Genomic DNA, 18,713 nt, shown 5'->3' with positions numbered 1-18,713 from the left:
ATTCGTATCTGAAGGCATTTTAGCCAATCCTGATAATGATTTTAAAACCACTCAGTTCGCTATAGATATTTCACTTTTGATAAAATAGAAATTTTTAAAAATAGAGTAAAATTTTGATTTTTTTATAATTTCATTAATCCTAGAAAATACCTATTGATTTACAGAATCTATTTTTCATTGGTTATAGGGAATCTTTTGTCATATACACATCAATAAAAAAACCAAATCCGAAGATCTGGTTCTGTTAAAGCTTATTGTATGATGGATTATTTAGATGTCACGATTTTAGTCGTCTTTTAATGCAGGGTCTTTAATATCGACATAGGCATTGGCACGAATTTCACGCAACCAACCATCGATTTCTGCATCAAACTGACGCTCACCCAAAATTTGTCTTGCCATACGACGCTGGTATTCATTGGTCATATCAACCTGACGGGTATCCTCAACTTTTAGAATATGCCAGCCATATTGGGTTTGGAAGGGTTGGCTGATTTGTCCAACAGCCGTGCTTTTCATCACTGTTTCAAATTCTGGTACCATCACACCCGGTGTTACCCAGCCCAGACTACCGCCGTTACGTGCAGATCCCGGATCGGCTGAATAGGTCGCCGCCAGTTCAGAAAAATCGGCACCTTGTTGTAGGCGTTGATAGATTTGATCGATACGTTGTTTGGCATCTTCCGGACTGATGACTTCCGATGGCTGAATCAGAATATGACGAGTAGAGTATTGATCTACAAGCGCTTTTTTATCATCAGCTTTACGTTCAAGGACTTTGAGCAGATGTAGGCCATCATTGGCTGGAATTAGTTCTGTGGTTTGACCAATTTCAAGTCCACTGACACGGGCAGCAAGATCGGCAGGAATATCGGCCAAAGCTCTAAAGCCCATATCAATACCTTGTACATCAACCTTGTCATTGCTAAATTGTTTGGCAATCGTTGCCACATCATCACTGCCATTTAAGGCTTGTTTGACTTGTGTCGCAACCTCAGTTACTTCTTCCGTGGTGGTATTTGCCGATTTTGGGGCAATACGTATATGCAGAGTACGTACCTGACTGCCTAAAACAGCCTGACCTTGTGGCGATTTCAAAAAGTTATCGACATCCCGATCAGAGATTTTGATGCGTGACATGACTTGTTGCTGGCGTAATCGGGTCACATTTAGGTCTTCTGCAACTTGTTCACGTAGCAGAGCATATCGTCCGGCACCAGTGCTATCCACATGTTGCTGGAATGCTTCAAGTGAAGAATAACCTTCCTGTTTTGCGATGGCAGATACTGCACTATTTAATGCTTCCGGATCTGGCTGGATGCCAAAACGCTTGACTTGTTCAACCTGTACTTGACGCAAGATCAACTGATCAAGCACATTTTTACGTAGAACTTGTTCTGGTGGGACAGTTTGTCCTTGTTGTTGTAATTGTTGTCTCACAACATTCACAGCTTGATCCAAATCGCTTTTTAAAATGACACTGCTATCAACAACAGCAACGACTTGATCAACAACTTGCGCTGCATAAAGCTGTGATGAAGCAAATAATGCAATTGCCAGTGTTGTATTGCGAAACATTCTTAACATAATATGGCCATTCATTTAACGTTGAGTCCAATTTTGGTTAACATGATCAAAACCGATCACACGATTTTCAAGTAAAGATGTAAGTTTACCCGACAGACCACCTAAACCTTTAAGTGAGAATTCTGCCATAACTGCCCGTTTGGGTGATATATCGGAAGCAGTCGGATCATCTAAATCATTATAATATGAGCGACCATAGACCGATATGCCCCAGCAGCAGGATTCGTAATTCAGCCCAACCAGAACTTCACGGGTCAGATCATTATTCAGGTCGTATTGTACATGGCCTAAAATACGCCAATTGTTGTTAATTGGTTGTATAAAAGAGGTTGCAACTTGTTGATAAGGTTGTTGACCTTGGTCATTAATTTCACGGCGATGATAATAACCTAGATTGTATAATCGACCTTTTTCATCGGCATAATTTAATGACACATTATTTAAGGCACTTTTACCATTGGATAACCATGCGGCATTGCCGACTACATTAATGGTATTACTCAATTGACTCGATACTGTCACCACGGGACCGGTACGACTTGAGGTTGCAACCTGATCGGTTTCATTAAGCTGAACTCTACGATCGGCAAAATAATAGCTTTGACCAATACTGGCACGCAAACGCTCCAGACCAATCTGATCATATAAACGATAGGTCAAACCAAGCGAGGCAAAATTGTTATCTTCCAGACGGTCATGGCCATAAAAACGATAGGGGCTAAACAATTGATCATAGCTTAAAGACGCAGATGCACTGTCAAAATTTGGAAAATTGCTCTGATTTCTATAAGGTGAGTAGGCATAGAAAATACGCGGACTCAAAGTCTGTAAAACATTGCCATCTTTTTCAAAAATCATGCCGGCATCAAGGGTGAATTGCGGTACGGCCACAGATTTTTCGATAGAGTCACTATTGACCGAATTGGTCACAGTGCTGGTGGTGTCCTGATCGAAGAAAGTATTAATACTGCGGGCGGTGAAAGTTGGTGTCACAAATATACCCGGCGTACGGAAATTATAATTAACTGATGCTTCATTATAAATTCTGGTTCCACTCGGGTTTTTTTCGGCAATCTCGGCGGTCGGGTTATCCAGCGACTTTTTAAAATAAGCTGTATCATTCAAGAAGGAATAGCTTAATCCGGTAAAGTCGCCACCCTGATATTGAAAAATAAACTGTGGTAAGCGTGCATAAGGTCGCTCTACATCCGCAATACTTTCATCTAGGGTTTGGAAATCCTGAACTTTTAACTGTGCGGTAATACCAGGAATACCATTGGCATAATACAGTGCCCAGGTTCTTTCCTGATAAACTTGATCCTGACTGTTTGGAGAATTGCCCAAATCGGTAAAATAGTCTTTGTCGGAAACGTAGTTTAAATCCAGCGTGGTCCGCCATTGTGGATCAATTTGCCAGAGATGTTGCAGATGTAGCTCTTTTCGGTCTTCATCATTGTAGCGCTGATCGCTGGGTAAATAACCGCCCCAAAGATTACCGGCACCAAACGATCCGGTTAAATAACGAAAATCACCTTCAATCATCACGCCACGTCCACCAAGATAACGTGGTGTTGCCGTCAAGTCATAATTCGGTGCCAGATTAAGGTAATAGGGTACACTCAGTTGCACACCACCATCATTGGTATAACCAAAAGAAGGGGTTAAAAAACCTGTGGTTCTGCGGTCATCAATTGGAAAATTAAAATACGGAATTGGCAGAACCGGCACATCTTTGATATACAATCGTGCATCTTTGGTGATACCGCGCCCTGTTTCCTGATTGAGTTCAATAGTTTTGGCCTGAATTCGCCAAGCGGGGCTGGCACTTGGTTCACAGGTGGAAAAGCTGGCATTTTCCAGTTCGACGGTATTTGCACCCGTTCTTTTGATTTGGGCAGCATAACCATGCGCCTGTTGCTGTTCACTAATGTAGAAGCTATCTTTTAAGTCGCCTGTTTGCTCTTTTAAATTATAGGTAATCGCTTCACTTTTAGAAAAAAGTCCACCCTGTACCAATTGTACATTACCTTCTGCCTTAGCATAGGTTTGGGTATTATCCAGTTCGACTTTGTCTGCCCGAATACTGCGCCCATCCTGATCAATCGTGACATTCCCTTCCAGAAATGATGTCCCTGTCGGATCATAATAACCCTGATCGGCACCGATGATAGAGGTCGTTTGTGCTGGATCACTGGTTGCTTTGCTGTCCTGACTTATGGGTGTAACCCATGTACCTGAACAGAGGGTGGACGGTTTGATATTGCCTTGCTGTGTTGATGCTGCGAGTTGCTGCGGGGTTAAATAATACTGCTGGTAAAACTGTTCTCCTTTGGCATAATTATTTGCATAGGCGTTACTGGCGGAATCCTGTCGTTCGGCCTGAACATCATTTCCCTGTGCATTGTTTTCGGCAATTGCAAGTGTCGCAGTCCCTAGACTGATGAGCCCAAGAATTGCTTGCAGGAGAGAGTTTTTCTTTAGCTGTTGTATCATAACAATGTCAACACAAATAATTTCGCAAATATTTTCATTGCATCATAGAGAAAAAAATCCGAAACGACTACACTTATAGCTGCAAATAATGCGGTGTTTTTGCAAGTATAGGTAGTGAGTGAATGCAAAGAGAACAGATTGTCCAACAATGGCTAGAACAAATAATTGAGAAACAAGCCTTTGAAATCAAATATTTAGCAGGTGATGCGAGTTTTCGGCGCTATGCCAGAATCTATCTTCCGGATCAAACTTATATGTTGATGGATGCGCCGCCAGAAAAAGAAGATTGTTTGCCTTTTGTTCAAATTGCAGCCTATCTGGAACATCATGGTGCTCGCGTACCCCATATTGTTGCACAGGATTTAAGCCGTGGCTTGTTATTGCTGGAAGATTTTGGCGATGAAGTGCTTGCCAATGTTTTAAATTCACAGACCGTTGATGCCTATTATTTGCAAGCATTCAAACAGATTATTCAGTTGCAGGCGATTCCGGTTGATCCACTGACTTTTCCAAAATACAGTGTCGAAAAACTGGTACAGGAAATGCGTCTATTTGATCAATGGTTGTTGCCTGATTTAAATATTGACGTTACCGAAACCCATGCAGACCTATTGCATCGCAGCTATCAATGGATTATTGAGAATCTGGAGCATCAGCCACAGGTGTTGGTACATCGTGATTATCACAGTCGTAATTTGATGTTGCTCAAGGGTGAAGATGATCTTGGTGTCATCGATTTTCAGGATGCGGTGGTGGGTCCGGATACCTATGATTTGATTTCAATTATACGTGATGCCTATGTACAGTGGCCATCAAGACAAGTACAACAGTGGATTGCCGAGTTTTATGCCATGTTGTCAGAGCAATCCCACAAAAATCGGGATTTGGCACAATTTAAGCTTGATGTCGAGATTATGTCGATTCAACGCCATTTGAAAATTTTAGGTATTTTTGTGCGTCTTTATGTGCGCGATGGTAAATCTGGTTATCTTAAAGATTTGCCACGTGTGATGTGGTATCTGCGTCAGGAACTGGCCCATTGTCCGGCATTACAGGATTTTCAGCACTTCATTGAAATTGAAGTAATGCCCGTATTTACTGCAAAATATGGTGAATATGCCGAGCTTGAGGACGTTGCATGAAAGCCATGATTCTTGCAGCTGGTTTTGGTAGTCGTATGCGTCCTTTAACCCTTGAAACACCAAAACCTTTACTTAAAGTGGCCGATAAACCGTTAATTGTCTGGCATATCGAAGCCTTAAAGAAGATTGGGATTACCGATATTGTCATTAATGCGGCTTGGCTCAAGCAGAAATTGGTTGCAGCGCTGGGTGATGGCCGGCAATATGGTGTCAACATTCACTGGTCACTTGAAGATGAAGGACTAGAAACCGCAGGCGGTATTATTCAGGCCTTACCTCATTTGGGTGATGAGCCGTTTATGGTGGTGAATGGCGATGTCTGGACTCGTTATGCATTTGATAACTTATCAAAACTAAATCTGGGCAATGATCTGGCACATTTGGTATTGGTGCAAAATCCGCCGCAACATCCGAATGGGGATTTTACCCTGAAGCATGAGCGGATTTATACTTTTGAGCAAGCACAGCAGGGTGAGGCTTTAACTTTTGCCGGGATTAGTGTACTTTCACCTAAACTGTTTGCAGATTTACCGCGAGGAAAACGACCTTTATTACCTTCGCTCAAGGCTGCCATGGCACAGGGTTTGGTCAGTGGTGAAAAAATGACAAGTTGCTGGGTGGATGTGGGAACACCGGAACGCTTACAGCAACTTGATCAAAAGATTCGTATGCAATTGATTTAAAACACGGCATTTAACAAAAATACCATTTGTGTTTTGGGTAATGTTCCACGTTATAATACTGCCACAATTCAACTGACCAGATAATTTTATGCATCCTTTTTATCAAAGCCTGCAAAAAGGTGTAAAGGCTTTAAACCTAGAGCTATCATCAGATGTACTTGATCATTTGCTTAAATATCAGGATGCATTAGTGCTCTGGAATAAGGCATTTAACCTGACCGCAATTCGTGATCCAAAAGAAATGCTTGTGAAACATTTGCTCGATAGTTTGAGTATTTTGCCTTATTTGCCGGAAGGCCGTTTGATTGATGTTGGTACTGGCGGTGGTATGCCCGGACTGATTATTGCTTTGTGCCAACCAGAACGGGCGTGCGTATTACTTGATTCCAATGGTAAAAAGATTCGTTTTTTAAAACAGTTTATTGCCGATATGAAGCTGACAAACGTGCAAGCGGTACAGACACGGGTTGAGGATCAGGAACATATTGACAAACTGGGACATTTTGATGTGATTACCAGTCGGGCATTTGCATCCTTGCTGGATTTTGTTAGCCTGTCAAAACCTTATATGCATGAACATTCTGTGATTGCTGCAATGAAAGGTGTGGTGCCAACCGAGGAGCTGGCTCAGTTGTCTGATTATCAACAACAGGTGATTCAGTTAAAAGTTCCGCATTTAGATGAACAACGGCATTTGATTTTGTTAAGTGCGTCATAACGATGAGAAAATTAATGAAAATGAAGTGGTGCTGTCATGGCTAAAATTATAGCAATTGCAAATCAGAAAGGTGGTGTGGCCAAAACCACAACTGCTGTAAATTTGGCAGCCTCATTAGCCATTTTAAAAAAACGAGTGCTTTTGGTCGATCTTGATTCACAAGGCAATGCAACCATGGGGTCCGGCGTCCAAAAAAATGAATTAACCTATACTGTGGCTGATGTTTTGCTGGGCGATGCACCGATTGAAGCGGCGATTACCAAAAGTGAAGCGTTGTATAAAATTCTAGGTTCTAATCGTGAATTGGCTGGGGTAGAGCTGTCGATTGCCGAGCAGACAGAGCGAGAATTTATTTTACGTGATGCCTTAAAACAAATAGAAAAGTCCTATGATTTCATCATTATTGATTGTGCACCAAGTTTAAGTCTGATTACGGTGAATGCTTTATGTGCTGCTAATAGTGTGTTGATTCCAATGCAATGTGAATATTATGCCTTGGAAGGTTTGGCGGATTTATGTCAGACCATTGAGCGAATTAATCAGACGCTAAACCCTGATCTGGAAATCTTAGGGGTAGTCCGCACCATGTTTGATGGTCGAAATGCCCTGACAAAAGATGTTTCGGCAGAGCTGGAAAAATATTTTGGTGAAAAACTTTTTAGCACAGTGATTCCACGTAACGTGCGACTGGCAGAAGCGCCTGCTCACGGTTTACCAGTGATTTATTTTGAAAAAAGTTCCAAGGGTGCTGTAGCCTATTTAAATTTTGCCGCAGAACTGGTGAAAAAAGTGAAACAGGGAGCAAAAGCATGACAACGAAAAAGCGTGGTCTGGCAAAAGGGCGTGGTTTGGATGCTTTGCTTGGCTCAATTCAGCGTGAAAAACAAACTCTTGCAGAACCATCGGCTGTGCTTGCAGATGGTCAACTGGAAAGTGTTGATGTGGCACTGTTACAAAGAGGTGTCTATCAACCACGTCGATATATTGATGAAGACGAGCTAAAAGAACTTGCTGAATCCATTAAACAGCATGGGGTGATGCAGCCGATTGTTATTCGTAAACTTGCCGATCAGGACAGTTATGAAATTATTGCCGGCGAGCGTCGTTGGCGTGCAGCACAATTGGCAGGCTTGAGTCATATTCCGGCAATTGTAAGAAATATTTCCGATCAGGTTGCCATAGCCTTGTCGCTGATTGAAAATATTCAGCGTCAAGATTTAAATCCGATGGAACAGGCCCTGGCATTGCAACGCTTTCATGAAGAATTTGGTTTAAGTCATCAGGAAATTGCCGAAACAGTCGGTAAAGCGCGGGCAACAGTGAGTAATTTACTGCGGTTGCTAAGTCTGGAAAGTTCAGTAAAAGAATTATTAAATCAGCAAAAAATTGACATGGGGCATGCCAGAGCATTATTGCCACTGAAAAAACTTGAGCAGGCTCAAGTTGCAGAATTGGTTGTCAAAAAGAATTTATCGGTACGTCAGACCGAGCAACTGGTACGTGAATGGTTGGAACCCAAGACCGAGAAACAGGATAAAAAACAGGCGAATGCAGATATTCATCAGTTGACAGATCGACTGGCAGAAAGATTTGGTGCGCAAGTACAAATCGATCACAATACTAAAGGTAAAGGCAAAATTGTGATTAAATATCATTCGTTGGAAGAGCTTGACGGAATTTTAAATATTTGTCTGCCAGAACAATAGCTTTATAAAACGCTTTTTTAAAAAGAGGGGTCTATGTGGGAATTTATAAAAGCTGGCGGATGGCTGATGTTGCCCTTGCTTGCATGCTCGATTGCTGCTTTGGCCATTACGATTGAACGCTTTGTGCGTTTAAAGCGTTCACGGATTGTCCCCAAAAATCTGGTCAACGAGGTTTTATTACGTTCCAGTAGCGATAATTTAAGTGTACAGGATCAACAAACCTTATTTAAAAGTCCTTTGGGTAAGATTTTACAAAAAGGCTATATGTTTCGTTTTAAAAATGCCGAATTTGTAAAAATTCAAATGCAGACCGAAGCGAGCGTACAAATCTCCCAACTGGAAAAAAATATTAATTTTTTGGGAACAATCGGCGCAATCGCACCATTGCTTGGCTTACTGGGTACGGTGCTTGGCATTATCGAAGCATTTCTGGCAGTCAATTCTGGTGGTGTAACTGATCCGGCTATGTTAGCCAATGGTGTGTCTAAAGCATTAATCACCACTGCGGCAGGTATGATTGTGGCAATCCCGGCATTGGTCGCATATCGGTATTTTCAGCGCGTTGTGGTCGAGTTGGTAGTTGAAATGGAACAACAGGCAACCCTGTATCATGCCATATTGTTCTACGGTAAAGCCAAAACGCTGGCTTCTGATGCTGGAGAGGAACAATTGCAATATGAAGTTTAATCGGCCTCGTGTGCATGAAATAGAAGTTAACCTTACGCCGATGATTGATTGTTTACTGTTTTTATTAGTATTTTTATTGGTTTCAACCAGTTTTAATCAACATAGTCGAGTCAATCTGACGTTGCCTGATGCGCAGGGCGTACCACCAAAATCATATGACGATAAAGCCGAGGTTGTGGTACAGTCGTCGGGTAAGTATCTGGTGAATGGGCAAGCATTGGCAGGCAATGATGAAGTACAGCTGACCACTGCGATTAAACAGGCCACAGTAAATCGCCGTGATATGCCATTGATCATTGCAGCAGATGCCAAAGCAACGCATCAGGATGTGGTACGGGTGATGGATGTTGCAGGTAAATTAGGATTTATGAATATTAATATTAGTACTAAAGTTCCGGCTCGAGGCTACAATTAGTGAAGCGTGATTTGCAGGTATATTTTCGTTTACTGTCTTATTTAAAAGGTTACTGGCGCATTGGTTTGCTGGTATTACTTGGCTATGCAATTAATGCAGCGACAGAGGTTTCTATTGCTCAACTGATTAAATATATTATTGATGCGATTAACGATACCGATCAGTCGGCCAAAAATCTTTTCCCAATTTTAATTATTTCATTGTTTTTTTTCCGCGGAATTGGTGCATTTCTAGGAAGTTATTTCTCCGCAGTCATTTCACGTAATCTGATTTTTACCATTCGGCAGCAAATTTTTGAAAAATTGGTGAAATTGCCGACGCAATATTATCTTGATAATTCTAGTGGACATATTTCCGCCAAAGTGATTTATAACGTTGAACAGGTCACCGCAGCGTCTACCGAATCCTTAAAAACACTGGTCCGTGATGGCTTAACGGTCATCGGTTTATTGAGTTACTTGTTTTATATTAACTGGCGTTTATCCTTAACCATTTTGATTATCGCACCTTTGATTGGGCTGGTGATTAGCAAAGCGTCTAAACGGATGCGTAAACTTTCTGTGCAATTACAAAATACCATGGGTGATGTCAGTCACGTGGTTCAGGAAACTGTAAATGGCTATTCTGTAGTGAAAGGTTATGGTGGACAGGAGTACGAACGTCAGCGTTTTCGTAAATATTCATTAGAAAATCTGAAAAAAGGTTTAAAACTGGTGGTGGTGGTCAGTTTAAACTCGCCCATTGTGCAATTGATTATGGCTGTAGCGATGAGTGTCGTGGTTTGGATTGCACTTCGGCCACAAATTCTGGGGGGGACCACAGCCGGTGAGTTTGTCGCATTTATTACCGCAGCTGGCTTGTTGAGTAAACCGGTTAAGGCATTGACTGAAGTGAACGAAAAGATTCAGCGTGGACTGGCTGCGGCACAATCGGTATTTGATATATTGGATACTCCTGATGAAGATAATCTGGGTACATTGAAACCGACTATTCACGGACATATTCAGTTTAAAAATATCAGTTTATCCTATCCTGATGGTACACAAGCGCTGTCACATATAAATCTTGATATCCAGCCGGGTGAAACGGTAGCATTGGTCGGACGTTCCGGTGCGGGTAAATCAACTTTGGTGAACTCTATATTGCGTTATCAGCAACATAGTTCTGGTGAGCTTTTGGTCGATGGCGATAAAATTGAAGATATTGAATTACTGCATTTAAGACATAATATTGCGATTGTGAATCAGCAGGTAATTTTATTTGACCGCAGTATCCGTGACAATATCGCCTATGGTGAATTAGCAAATGCCAGTGAAGCAGAGATTGTTGCTGCGGCTAAAGCTGCTTATGCACATGATTTTATCATGGAATTACCGCATGGTTATGACACTATGTTGGGCGCCAATGGCTTGAATCTTTCCGGCGGTCAGCGACAGCGCATTTCGATTGCCCGTGCCATGTTGAAAAATGCCCCAATTTTGATTCTCGATGAAGCCACCAGTGCGCTAGACAATCAGTCAGAACATTATATTCAGCAGGCACTAGACCGAGCCATGCAGGGTAGAACCACCATCGTGATTGCGCATCGTCTGTCTACCATTGAAAAGGCAGATCGTATTGTGGTGATGGATCATGGTCAGATTATTGAAGAAGGCAACCATCAATCGCTTCTGCTTAAGCAGGGGGCCTATGCCAAACTACACCAGCGCCAGTTTAGTCTGGATTCCGAGTAGGATAATACATGGCTCTTGCAGATAAAATTCAGCAGGCATGGCAAAAACAATCGTCCTGGCTGATTGTGTTTAGACCTTTATCTTGGCTATATCGCAGCATTTTTCTATTACAAAAATCTTCTCAGCTCAAGCATGCTTACCGAGCCCCTGTACCGGTGATGATTATCGGTAATATTACGGTGGGTGGCAGCGGAAAAACCCCATTAATCATTAATCTGGTCAAATATCTACAACAGCAGCACATCCGGGTGGGTGTAATCAGTCGAGGTTATGGTGGTGATGGGCCATTTCCAATATTGGTCAATGACCAATCGCTGGCCTCGCAGGTGGGTGATGAACCGAAATTGATTGTCCAGTCAACGCATGTTCCGATGGCAGTTGGTGCAAATCGGCAGCAGGCGATTGAATTGTTACTTCAGCATCACGATCTTGATTTGATTTTAAGTGATGATGGTTTGCAGCATTTTGCCTTGCAGCGTGATATTGAGTGGGTAGTGGTAGACAGCGCACGTGGCTTTGGCAACGAACGATTATTACCCGAAGGTTTTCTGCGGGAACCTTTGTCTAGACTGAATGATGTGACTGTGATTGAGCATAATGCATTTGCACATTCTGCTTTGAATATGCATCTTGCAGTCGGACAGCCCTATTGTCTGGGAGATCATAGTCAGGTCTTCGATACAGAAGTTCATTATCGGGCTGTGGTCGGTATTGGTTTTCCAGAACGTTTTTTTCAAACGCTGGCTCAGATCAATGTGCGATATACTGCACATGTTTTTGCCGATCACCATCGATATTGTCTTGATGATTTTAAAACGTTTCCTGCACAGCCGATCATTACCACAGCTAAGGATGCGGTAAAGCTACAACAGCTTTGGGCAGATCAACTTGAGCAATTGCAACGTATCTGGGTGGTTCCTGTAGAAGCGATACTGTCTGATGCGTGTTATCGCCAGTTAAATACCCAGTTGCGTCAGCTTGATATCGCAGTTTCTGATGATTCATAAAATTTAAGTGTAAAGTCATGAAAAAACATATTGTTATTCCTGCCCGCTATTCCAGTTCCCGACTGCCAGCCAAGCCATTATTACAGATTCATGGTCGTGCCATGATTTTACGTGTTGTTGATCAGGCAGCTAAAGTTGCAGGTTTTGATGATCTATGTGTGGCAACCGATGACCAGCGTATTGTGGATTGTTGTGTGGCTGAAAATATTGATGTGGTGTTGACGTCTTCAGCGCATCCATCGGGAACCGATCGTTTAAGTGAAGTGGCAAAAATCAAGGGCTGGGATGCAGCGGATATTGTGGTCAATGTTCAGGGTGACGAGCCTTTATTGCCTGCATCACTGGTACAGCAAGTTGCTGATTTATTGATTCGCTATCCACATTGTGCCATGGCAACCCTGTGTGAACCAATTTTACATCTGGACGAGTTTGAACGTGATAGTATTGTCAAAGTGGTGATGTCCAAACACAATGAAGCATTATATTTTAGCCGTGCCACGATTCCCTATGATCGTGACGCAGCCAAAAATATAGAATGCAATGCAGCTAAGACTTTACATCAACATGCATATCGCCATTTGGGGTTGTATGGGTATCGGGTACAACTTTTACAGGATTTTGTGGGTTGGCCGATGGGGATATTGGAACAACTGGAAAGCCTGGAACAATTGCGTGTACTTGAAAATGGTCATCGTATTGCAATTGATGTTGCACAAGCGAATCTTCCGCCCGGTGTGGACACCCAACAGGATCTGGATCGTTTAAATGCAATGCCACGTCAAATCTTTGAATAGTGTTTGATCTATTTAAATTTTATTAATTTTTTTATTGATCGATGGATCGTGTAATTTTCTATGACAACTGCCCAATCTGACAAAATTCAAGCGTTACTGCCATGGCATACTGTGGTATGGCAGCGTCTGGTTGAGCGATTTCCCAATATCGGGCATGGACTTTTGTTTTATGGGAAAGAGGGCTGTGGTAAACAGCAGTTTGCCGAGCAATTCTCCCAGTGGCTATTATGTACCGACAAACAAGGCATGTCCGCCTGTGGACATTGTGCAAGTTGTCGTTGGATTGCTGCGGGGACACATCCACAATTAAAACGGATTGCGCCAGATTTTGATGAAAAAAAACAGAGTTACGCTGCGATTAAAATTGACCAGATTCGTGAGATGGGTGATTTTGTCCAGCAACGGGTTGAAGGATGGCGTGTGGTTTTAATCGAACATGCCGAATATCTGAATATTGCTGCGTCAAATGCCTTGCTCAAAACACTGGAAGAGCCGGGCGAACGGGTTGTGATTATTTTGGTCAGTGATGCCATGCTGAAATTGCCTGCCACCATTCGCAGTCGGGTACAGCAATATGCGCTGGATCGTATTTTATCTGATCAGGCACAGGCTTATTTAGCTAAACAAACTATTGTTGGTGCTGATGATAATGCGCAAAACCAAACAGCTCTGATTGCCCAAACTCAAACTACCGCAATTGCCTTGTCACTTGCCGCCGAGATGCCATTAAAAGCCGAGCAAATTTTACAGACCGAATGGTTCCGGCAGCGGCAAAGTTTTGTTGATGCATGGATTGATTTGGTCAATAAAAAAGCTTATCCCATGCTATTTTCCACCCAATGGTCGAAACAGTTGGATTTTCGAGAACTATTGGTCATGTTGCGTTATTTGATTCAGGATTGTATTGCATTAAAGCTGCAACAATCGGTGAAACAAACCGATCTGCAACTGGGTAAACTGGAAAAATTCTATTCCCTGCAACAATTGTTTGCTATATATGCGCAAATCAATAAAATAAATGGCATGTTATTGCAGAATGTGCAAACCCAGCTTATTTTTGATGAATTAACCGTTCAGTTAATGAATGTTGATTTTACATAACGATTCGGGAGAAAAACAATGATACCAGCACGCGGCGGTGCAATTATTCAGGCCCATATGCCAGATAAAGAGAGCTTACAGGCATGTTATATGCCATTTGTTTCCGGGGGCGGTCTATTTGTGCCTTCGCAACAAGGGGTGACGCTTGGTCAGGAGTTGCTAGTGATTGCTAACCTGCCGGAACAATCACAAAAATTTCCGGTTACAGGTAAAGTGATCTGGATTTCGCCTAAACAGAATAACTTAAGGCCGCAGGGTTTTGCGATTCAGCTTTCGGGAGAAAAAGGTTTTGCTTTTCGTAATGAAGCGGAACGCCTATTGGCAGGCAGTCTAAATTCCGAAAAACCGACCTTCACCATGTAATTTTCCACGCATATTGTCAAAAATGACGGCTGAATGTCATTCCTATATTTAAACCGAGGATAAACTGTGTTTGTAGATTCGCATTGCCATTTAACCCTGCTTGATTTATCACCTTATGAGGGGGGACTCGATGGTGCAATTCAGGCGGCAAAAGCTGCCGGCGTGAGTCGAATGATGAGTATTTCTGTGGAATTGGATGACCATGTTGCACTCTCTAAAATCGCAGCCCAATATCCGGAAATCGGGTATAGCGTGGGTGTGCATCCGTGTGAAAATCCTGAGATGATGCAACGCGCCACAGTAGAAGAGCTGGTTGAGCTGGCGCAATCGGACAAAGTTTGGGCGATTGGCGAAACCGGACTGGATTATTTCCATAGCTGTGAATTTATCGAACAGCAAAAAGCCTGTTTTGTCCGGCATATTCATGCTTCACAACAGCTGCATAAACCTTTGGTTGTTCATACCCGTAATGCCAAACACGATACCATTGATATCCTCAAGGCAGAACATGCCACGCATGGTATTTTGCACTGTTTCACCGAGGATTGGGATACTGCCAGCGCTGCACTGGATTTAGGCTTTTATATCTCTTTTTCCGGGATTATTTCTTTTAAAAATGCACAGGATTTAAGAGATGTGGCAAAGCAGGTTCCTCTCGACCGTCTTTTAATTGAAACAGATAGTCCGTATCTTGCACCTGTACCTTATCGTGGCAAAGCCAATGAACCGAAATATGTGCCTTTCGTCGCACAGACACTGGCCACGATTTTTGATACAACGATTGAGGATATTGCTGCCATCACCACAGCAAATTTTGAGTGTATTACACGATCAAGTAAAATCTAAATGAGCATCGTGAAACTGGATATTTACACATGAAGAATCTGGAAACACAATTAGATCGACAAGCACAGTTCAAAGCCCGTGAACAGCTAATTTTCTCAACTGCGGAACAATTGCTGCTTGAATATGGCGAGAACGGCATGACGCTCGATGCACTGGCTGCCGAACTTGATCTTGCCAAAGGCACTTTATACAAACATTTCCAGAGTAAAGACGAACTCTATTTATTGCTGATTATTCGTAATGAACAAATGTTACTGGATATGATCAAAGATAGCGAAAAAGAATTTCCGGAACATCTGGCCTTTTTTATGCTGCACCATTTGCATCATCCCGAACGTACCGTGATTTATCACCAGATCGAAGAACGTTTGTCGATGACAGGCCATGGTTTACAGACACTTTTTAATGAGCTTTATCGTATCCGTAAAAAACGCTTACATATTATTATTCGTTTGACCGAACATTATCTCAAATTTATCCAAAGTCCGATGCCTGTACGTGATTATCTGGCTTCGATCTGGTCGATGACACAGGGGGCCGCAGCAATTTTAAATTCCTCCTTTTATCAGCGCTATTTGGGTTCTCGGGATACCTTAAGAATTTCCTATATTGAACAGGCACTTGCATTACCCAAACCAACACGGGAAGCCGTGCTGAATATACAAGAGTAACAGCAGAATGCGTCGTCACCATTTTCAAAAACCTCAGTCACAAGGCGGCTTTACCTTGATTGAAGTGATGCTGGTGATTGTGATTATGGCCATTCTTGCCAGTTTGATCGTGATGAGTACCGAAGGAATCGACCATCGTAAGGTCATGCAAAGCCGGGAATTGCTGGCACTGGATCTGCAAAGAATCAGACTGGAATCAATTGATCAGGGACGGGTACTCGGACTGGTTTTTTTAGCTGCAACCGATGTGGCACCCGCAGCATATCAGGTGGTCGAATATACCGAAAATCAGACCGATCAAAGCACCCAGCCTCTTGGCACAACGACTGGTGTTACAACAACATATCGCTGGCAGGCAGCCACAGATTTTCAGACTAAGACTTTACCGGATCAGACATCATTACAGATTCAGCCGATGGATCATGGCTATAACCTTGAGGTGTTGAATACCCGCCAAGGACAAATACCACAACTGATTTGGCTAGGAAATGGAGAAGTTCTGCCAGTTCGCATTCAGTTGTATTTCCAGCAGCAGCCAGTGGGCGAGGCAATCGAATTAAATCATCTGGGTTTGGTTGTTGATCAAAGTGGTGCATCATGACACAGCATTACGCAGGAAGACGTATTCAGGCTGCATTTACCTTGCTCGAAGTTCTGGTGGCTTTGGCAATATTCGCAGTCACTGCACTGGCATTGATGAAAATTGCCATGAATAACACCCAGTCAATCCAGCAAAACCAACTGCGCACTGAAGCACATTTTGTCGCTATGAATGTCGCCGAAGAAATCAATATCAGAGGTGAATGGTTGACGGGTATCGCCAGTGAAGAACGCAGTGAACAGGGCGAACGCTGGAAAGTGACGCAAACGGCGACCTCAACCATCAGTCCCGATATTCAAAAAATAGAGATTCAGGTGGCATATATTGATCCTGATCTTCAGAATGTAGACAATGCGCAGGGTATTACCAGTTTATCGGTGTTTAATTATCGTCAGGCACAACAGGCAGGGACAACGCAATGAGGTTGGATAATGTGCCTGTATCACACCTCGAGCATAGCTCGCGGTCTTCTTGCGAAGCAACGCGTCTCAGGGCAAAGCGGTACTTTATTAATCCTCATTCAGGTTTTACCTTGATTGAAGTACTGGTTGCTATTGCAATTTTTGCAGTATTGAGTGCAACAGGCTGGATTGTATTTGATCAACTGATTAAAAATCGAGATCGTAATGCCGAACATGCACAGTCGCTTACCCAACTCCAGTTTGCCTATGCACAAATGTTGCGTGATCTGAGCCAGGCTGTACCGATTGCAGGGCAACAAAATGGTCAGCTACAGCCTGCATTAGCTCTGGGTAGTCAACAACTCAAGTTTAATAAGGCGGGCGTGATCGATCCGCTACAGCAGGGACTGGATGCATTTGAATCGATAGAATATGGTTTTGATGCGGGCAGACAGGCATTGGTTCGATATAAGAAACCTTATATTTATCAAAAGCAAGGTCAGGAAACTCCGGGTGATGTGGTGCTGGCACCAATTGAAAACCTACAATTTCAAGCACTTGATCCTGCTGTACAGTCACAATGGCCGATTCAGAGTGTGACTGATTCAGACGCACAAAATTATATATTGTCGCAATTACCCAAAGGGATTGAGGTTAAATTTAGCTATCAGGCACGGGAATATCGCTGGGTCTTTAGTCTGGTCACCGCATTGCCTGATCTAGAGCAGACGCAAAATACGCAGGATGGTGAAAATGATAAGACCTCCTGATCGTATACCATCACAGCAAATCTCCTCACAACAAAAAGGTGTTGCCTTACTGACCATTTTGATCATGGTGGTTTTGGCAACGATTCTGGCAGCCAGTATACTCAAACATCAACAGGCCAATCTGGATGAAACTCGTATGTTGCTTAGGCAAGATCAGGCTTTATTGTATGCGCAGTCGGCAGAATATTTTTTCTCCGAATTACTGGTACAGGATGCCAAGGACAACAAAACTGATAATCTCAATGAAAACTGGGCCAAGCCTTTTCCTGTTTTTCCGGTAGAAGATGGTTTTGTCAGCGGTGATTTGACGGATGAAAACAGTAAATTCAATTTAAATGCTTTATTAAGCAAAGATGGTACTGTGAATCCAACAGCGCGTGCGTTTTTCCAAGCCATGTTGCAGCGGTTGAGTCTGGATGCAAATTTGGTCGAGGCAGTGATTGACTGGCAGGATGCGGATGATGAAACCATCGGTGCAATGGGTGCAGAAAATAGTTACTATCAAGGCGTACAACAGGACTATCTGGCGCCCAATCAAATGTTCAGCAGTATTGAGCAATTGCAATTGGTACGGGGTTTTGCCGGCGAGCCTTATCAAAAGTTAAAACCATATATCACCGCACTGCCACAACATGAAACCAAGATTAATATCAATACTGCTAGTGCATTTGTATTGAGTTGTTTAAATGAGCAATTAAATCCGTTGGCCGTGGCCAGTACCTTGCAGCAGATGCGGGAAAATATGCAGCCTTTTGAAAATTTTTCCAGTATTTGGCAAGTCGCACCATTTTCTGCGGTGGAAGAGGGTCAGAGAAATCAGTTTGCTGATTTATTTGATGTGAAATCTTCTTTCTTTACGGCCAATATTACTGTGAATCTGTCTGAACGGCAGCGGTCACTGCGTAGCTGGTTGTATCGCCATGATTCTACAGTGCAAAGTTATCAACGCAGCTGGCTGGTCTTACCGCGTCAGCAGTAAAAACCATGCCCAAGTG

Annotated in this window: 20 protein-coding genes; 18 read left to right on the top strand and 2 right to left on the bottom strand. The window is 42.8% G+C overall.

The features are described 5' to 3' along the window. Positions 1–285 precede the first annotated feature (285 nt). Together CRO21_RS10740 and CRO21_RS10735 are read right to left on the bottom strand one after the other, a co-directional pair. Positions 286–1,602 carry a peptidylprolyl isomerase gene (locus tag CRO21_RS10740; protein WP_097079314.1) on the bottom strand — a complete coding sequence of 439 codons (1,317 nt, stop codon included), beginning with the start codon at positions 1,600–1,602 and terminating at the stop codon, positions 286–288. Further along, the gene (locus CRO21_RS10735; RefSeq protein ID WP_097079313.1) at positions 1,603–4,080 is read right to left on the bottom strand and encodes an LPS-assembly protein LptD; all 2,478 of its coding nucleotides are present in this window, start codon (positions 4,078–4,080) and stop codon (positions 1,603–1,605) included. 122 nt (positions 4,081–4,202) lie between these two features. Here CRO21_RS10735 and CRO21_RS10730 point away from each other — a divergent pair, with 122 nt between their 5' ends. From CRO21_RS10730 to gspK, 18 genes are all read left to right on the top strand, one after another. Beyond that, positions 4,203–5,222: an aminoglycoside phosphotransferase family protein gene (locus CRO21_RS10730; protein ID WP_097079312.1), complete on the top strand. Its 1,020-nt coding sequence runs from the start codon at positions 4,203–4,205 to the stop codon at positions 5,220–5,222. Further along, complete coding sequence (gene murU, locus CRO21_RS10725) at positions 5,219–5,905, top strand: N-acetylmuramate alpha-1-phosphate uridylyltransferase MurU (RefSeq protein ID WP_097079311.1); 687 nt, start codon at positions 5,219–5,221, stop codon at positions 5,903–5,905. Before CRO21_RS10730 ends, murU begins: the two co-directional genes overlap by 4 nt. Positions 5,906–5,993: 88 nt before the next feature. Further along, positions 5,994–6,623, top strand: coding sequence for a 16S rRNA (guanine(527)-N(7))-methyltransferase RsmG (rsmG, locus tag CRO21_RS10720; RefSeq protein WP_097079310.1), 630 nt, complete (start codon positions 5,994–5,996; stop codon positions 6,621–6,623). Positions 6,624–6,659: 36 nt separating this feature from the next. Further along, on the top strand, positions 6,660–7,436 hold the full coding sequence (locus CRO21_RS10715) for a ParA family protein (protein ID WP_097079309.1): 777 nt from the start codon (positions 6,660–6,662) through the stop codon (positions 7,434–7,436). Next, positions 7,433–8,329, top strand: a complete 897-nt coding sequence (locus CRO21_RS10710; RefSeq protein WP_097079308.1) for a ParB/RepB/Spo0J family partition protein — start codon at positions 7,433–7,435, stop codon at positions 8,327–8,329. Before CRO21_RS10715 ends, CRO21_RS10710 begins: the two co-directional genes overlap by 4 nt. 33 nt (positions 8,330–8,362) lie before the next feature. After that, positions 8,363–9,016, top strand: coding sequence for a MotA/TolQ/ExbB proton channel family protein (locus CRO21_RS10705; protein ID WP_097079307.1), 654 nt, complete (start codon positions 8,363–8,365; stop codon positions 9,014–9,016). Continuing rightward, positions 9,006–9,431, top strand: a complete 426-nt coding sequence (locus CRO21_RS10700; RefSeq protein ID WP_097079306.1) for an ExbD/TolR family protein — start codon at positions 9,006–9,008, stop codon at positions 9,429–9,431. The genes CRO21_RS10705 and CRO21_RS10700 overlap by 11 nt, the downstream gene beginning before the upstream one ends. Continuing rightward, positions 9,431–11,164: a lipid A export permease/ATP-binding protein MsbA gene (gene msbA, locus CRO21_RS10695; RefSeq protein ID WP_097079305.1), complete on the top strand. Its 1,734-nt coding sequence runs from the start codon at positions 9,431–9,433 to the stop codon at positions 11,162–11,164. Before CRO21_RS10700 ends, msbA begins: the two co-directional genes overlap by 1 nt. A gap of 8 nt (positions 11,165–11,172) precedes the next feature. Beyond that, positions 11,173–12,171 carry a tetraacyldisaccharide 4'-kinase gene (gene lpxK / locus CRO21_RS10690; protein ID WP_097079304.1) on the top strand — a complete coding sequence of 333 codons (999 nt, stop codon included), beginning with the start codon at positions 11,173–11,175 and terminating at the stop codon, positions 12,169–12,171. A gap of 17 nt (positions 12,172–12,188) precedes the next feature. Then, complete coding sequence (kdsB, locus tag CRO21_RS10685; RefSeq protein WP_097079303.1) at positions 12,189–12,965, top strand: 3-deoxy-manno-octulosonate cytidylyltransferase; 777 nt, start codon at positions 12,189–12,191, stop codon at positions 12,963–12,965. Positions 12,966–13,025: 60 nt separating this feature from the next. Then, entirely contained in the window at positions 13,026–14,066 is a 1,041-nt protein-coding gene (locus tag CRO21_RS10680) for a DNA polymerase III subunit delta' (protein ID WP_097079302.1), read from the top strand. A gap of 18 nt (positions 14,067–14,084) precedes the next feature. Next, entirely contained in the window at positions 14,085–14,429 is a 345-nt protein-coding gene (locus CRO21_RS10675) for a PilZ domain-containing protein (RefSeq protein WP_097079301.1), read from the top strand. Positions 14,430–14,495: 66 nt separating this feature from the next. Then, complete coding sequence (locus CRO21_RS10670) at positions 14,496–15,275, top strand: TatD family hydrolase (protein ID WP_097079300.1); 780 nt, start codon at positions 14,496–14,498, stop codon at positions 15,273–15,275. 29 nt (positions 15,276–15,304) lie between these two features. Then, positions 15,305–15,946: a TetR/AcrR family transcriptional regulator gene (locus CRO21_RS10665; RefSeq protein ID WP_097079299.1), complete on the top strand. Its 642-nt coding sequence runs from the start codon at positions 15,305–15,307 to the stop codon at positions 15,944–15,946. 7 nt (positions 15,947–15,953) lie between these two features. Beyond that, positions 15,954–16,547: a pilus assembly FimT family protein gene (locus CRO21_RS10660; protein ID WP_097079298.1), complete on the top strand. Its 594-nt coding sequence runs from the start codon at positions 15,954–15,956 to the stop codon at positions 16,545–16,547. After that, the gene (gspI, locus tag CRO21_RS10655) at positions 16,544–16,969 is read left to right on the top strand and encodes a type II secretion system minor pseudopilin GspI (RefSeq protein WP_097079297.1); all 426 of its coding nucleotides are present in this window, start codon (positions 16,544–16,546) and stop codon (positions 16,967–16,969) included. The genes CRO21_RS10660 and gspI overlap by 4 nt, the downstream gene beginning before the upstream one ends. After that, positions 16,966–17,718: a type II secretion system protein GspJ gene (locus CRO21_RS10650; protein WP_097079296.1), complete on the top strand. Its 753-nt coding sequence runs from the start codon at positions 16,966–16,968 to the stop codon at positions 17,716–17,718. The genes gspI and CRO21_RS10650 overlap by 4 nt, the downstream gene beginning before the upstream one ends. After that, positions 17,702–18,697: a type II secretion system minor pseudopilin GspK gene (gene gspK / locus CRO21_RS10645; RefSeq protein WP_171294035.1), complete on the top strand. Its 996-nt coding sequence runs from the start codon at positions 17,702–17,704 to the stop codon at positions 18,695–18,697. The genes CRO21_RS10650 and gspK overlap by 17 nt, the downstream gene beginning before the upstream one ends. The last annotated feature ends 16 nt before the right edge of the window (positions 18,698–18,713 follow it).

This window comes from Acinetobacter puyangensis, from assembly GCF_900096995.1.
Lineage (GTDB): Bacteria > Pseudomonadota > Gammaproteobacteria > Pseudomonadales > Moraxellaceae > Acinetobacter > Acinetobacter puyangensis.
This window is presented reverse-complemented; position numbering and strand designations above follow the sequence as displayed.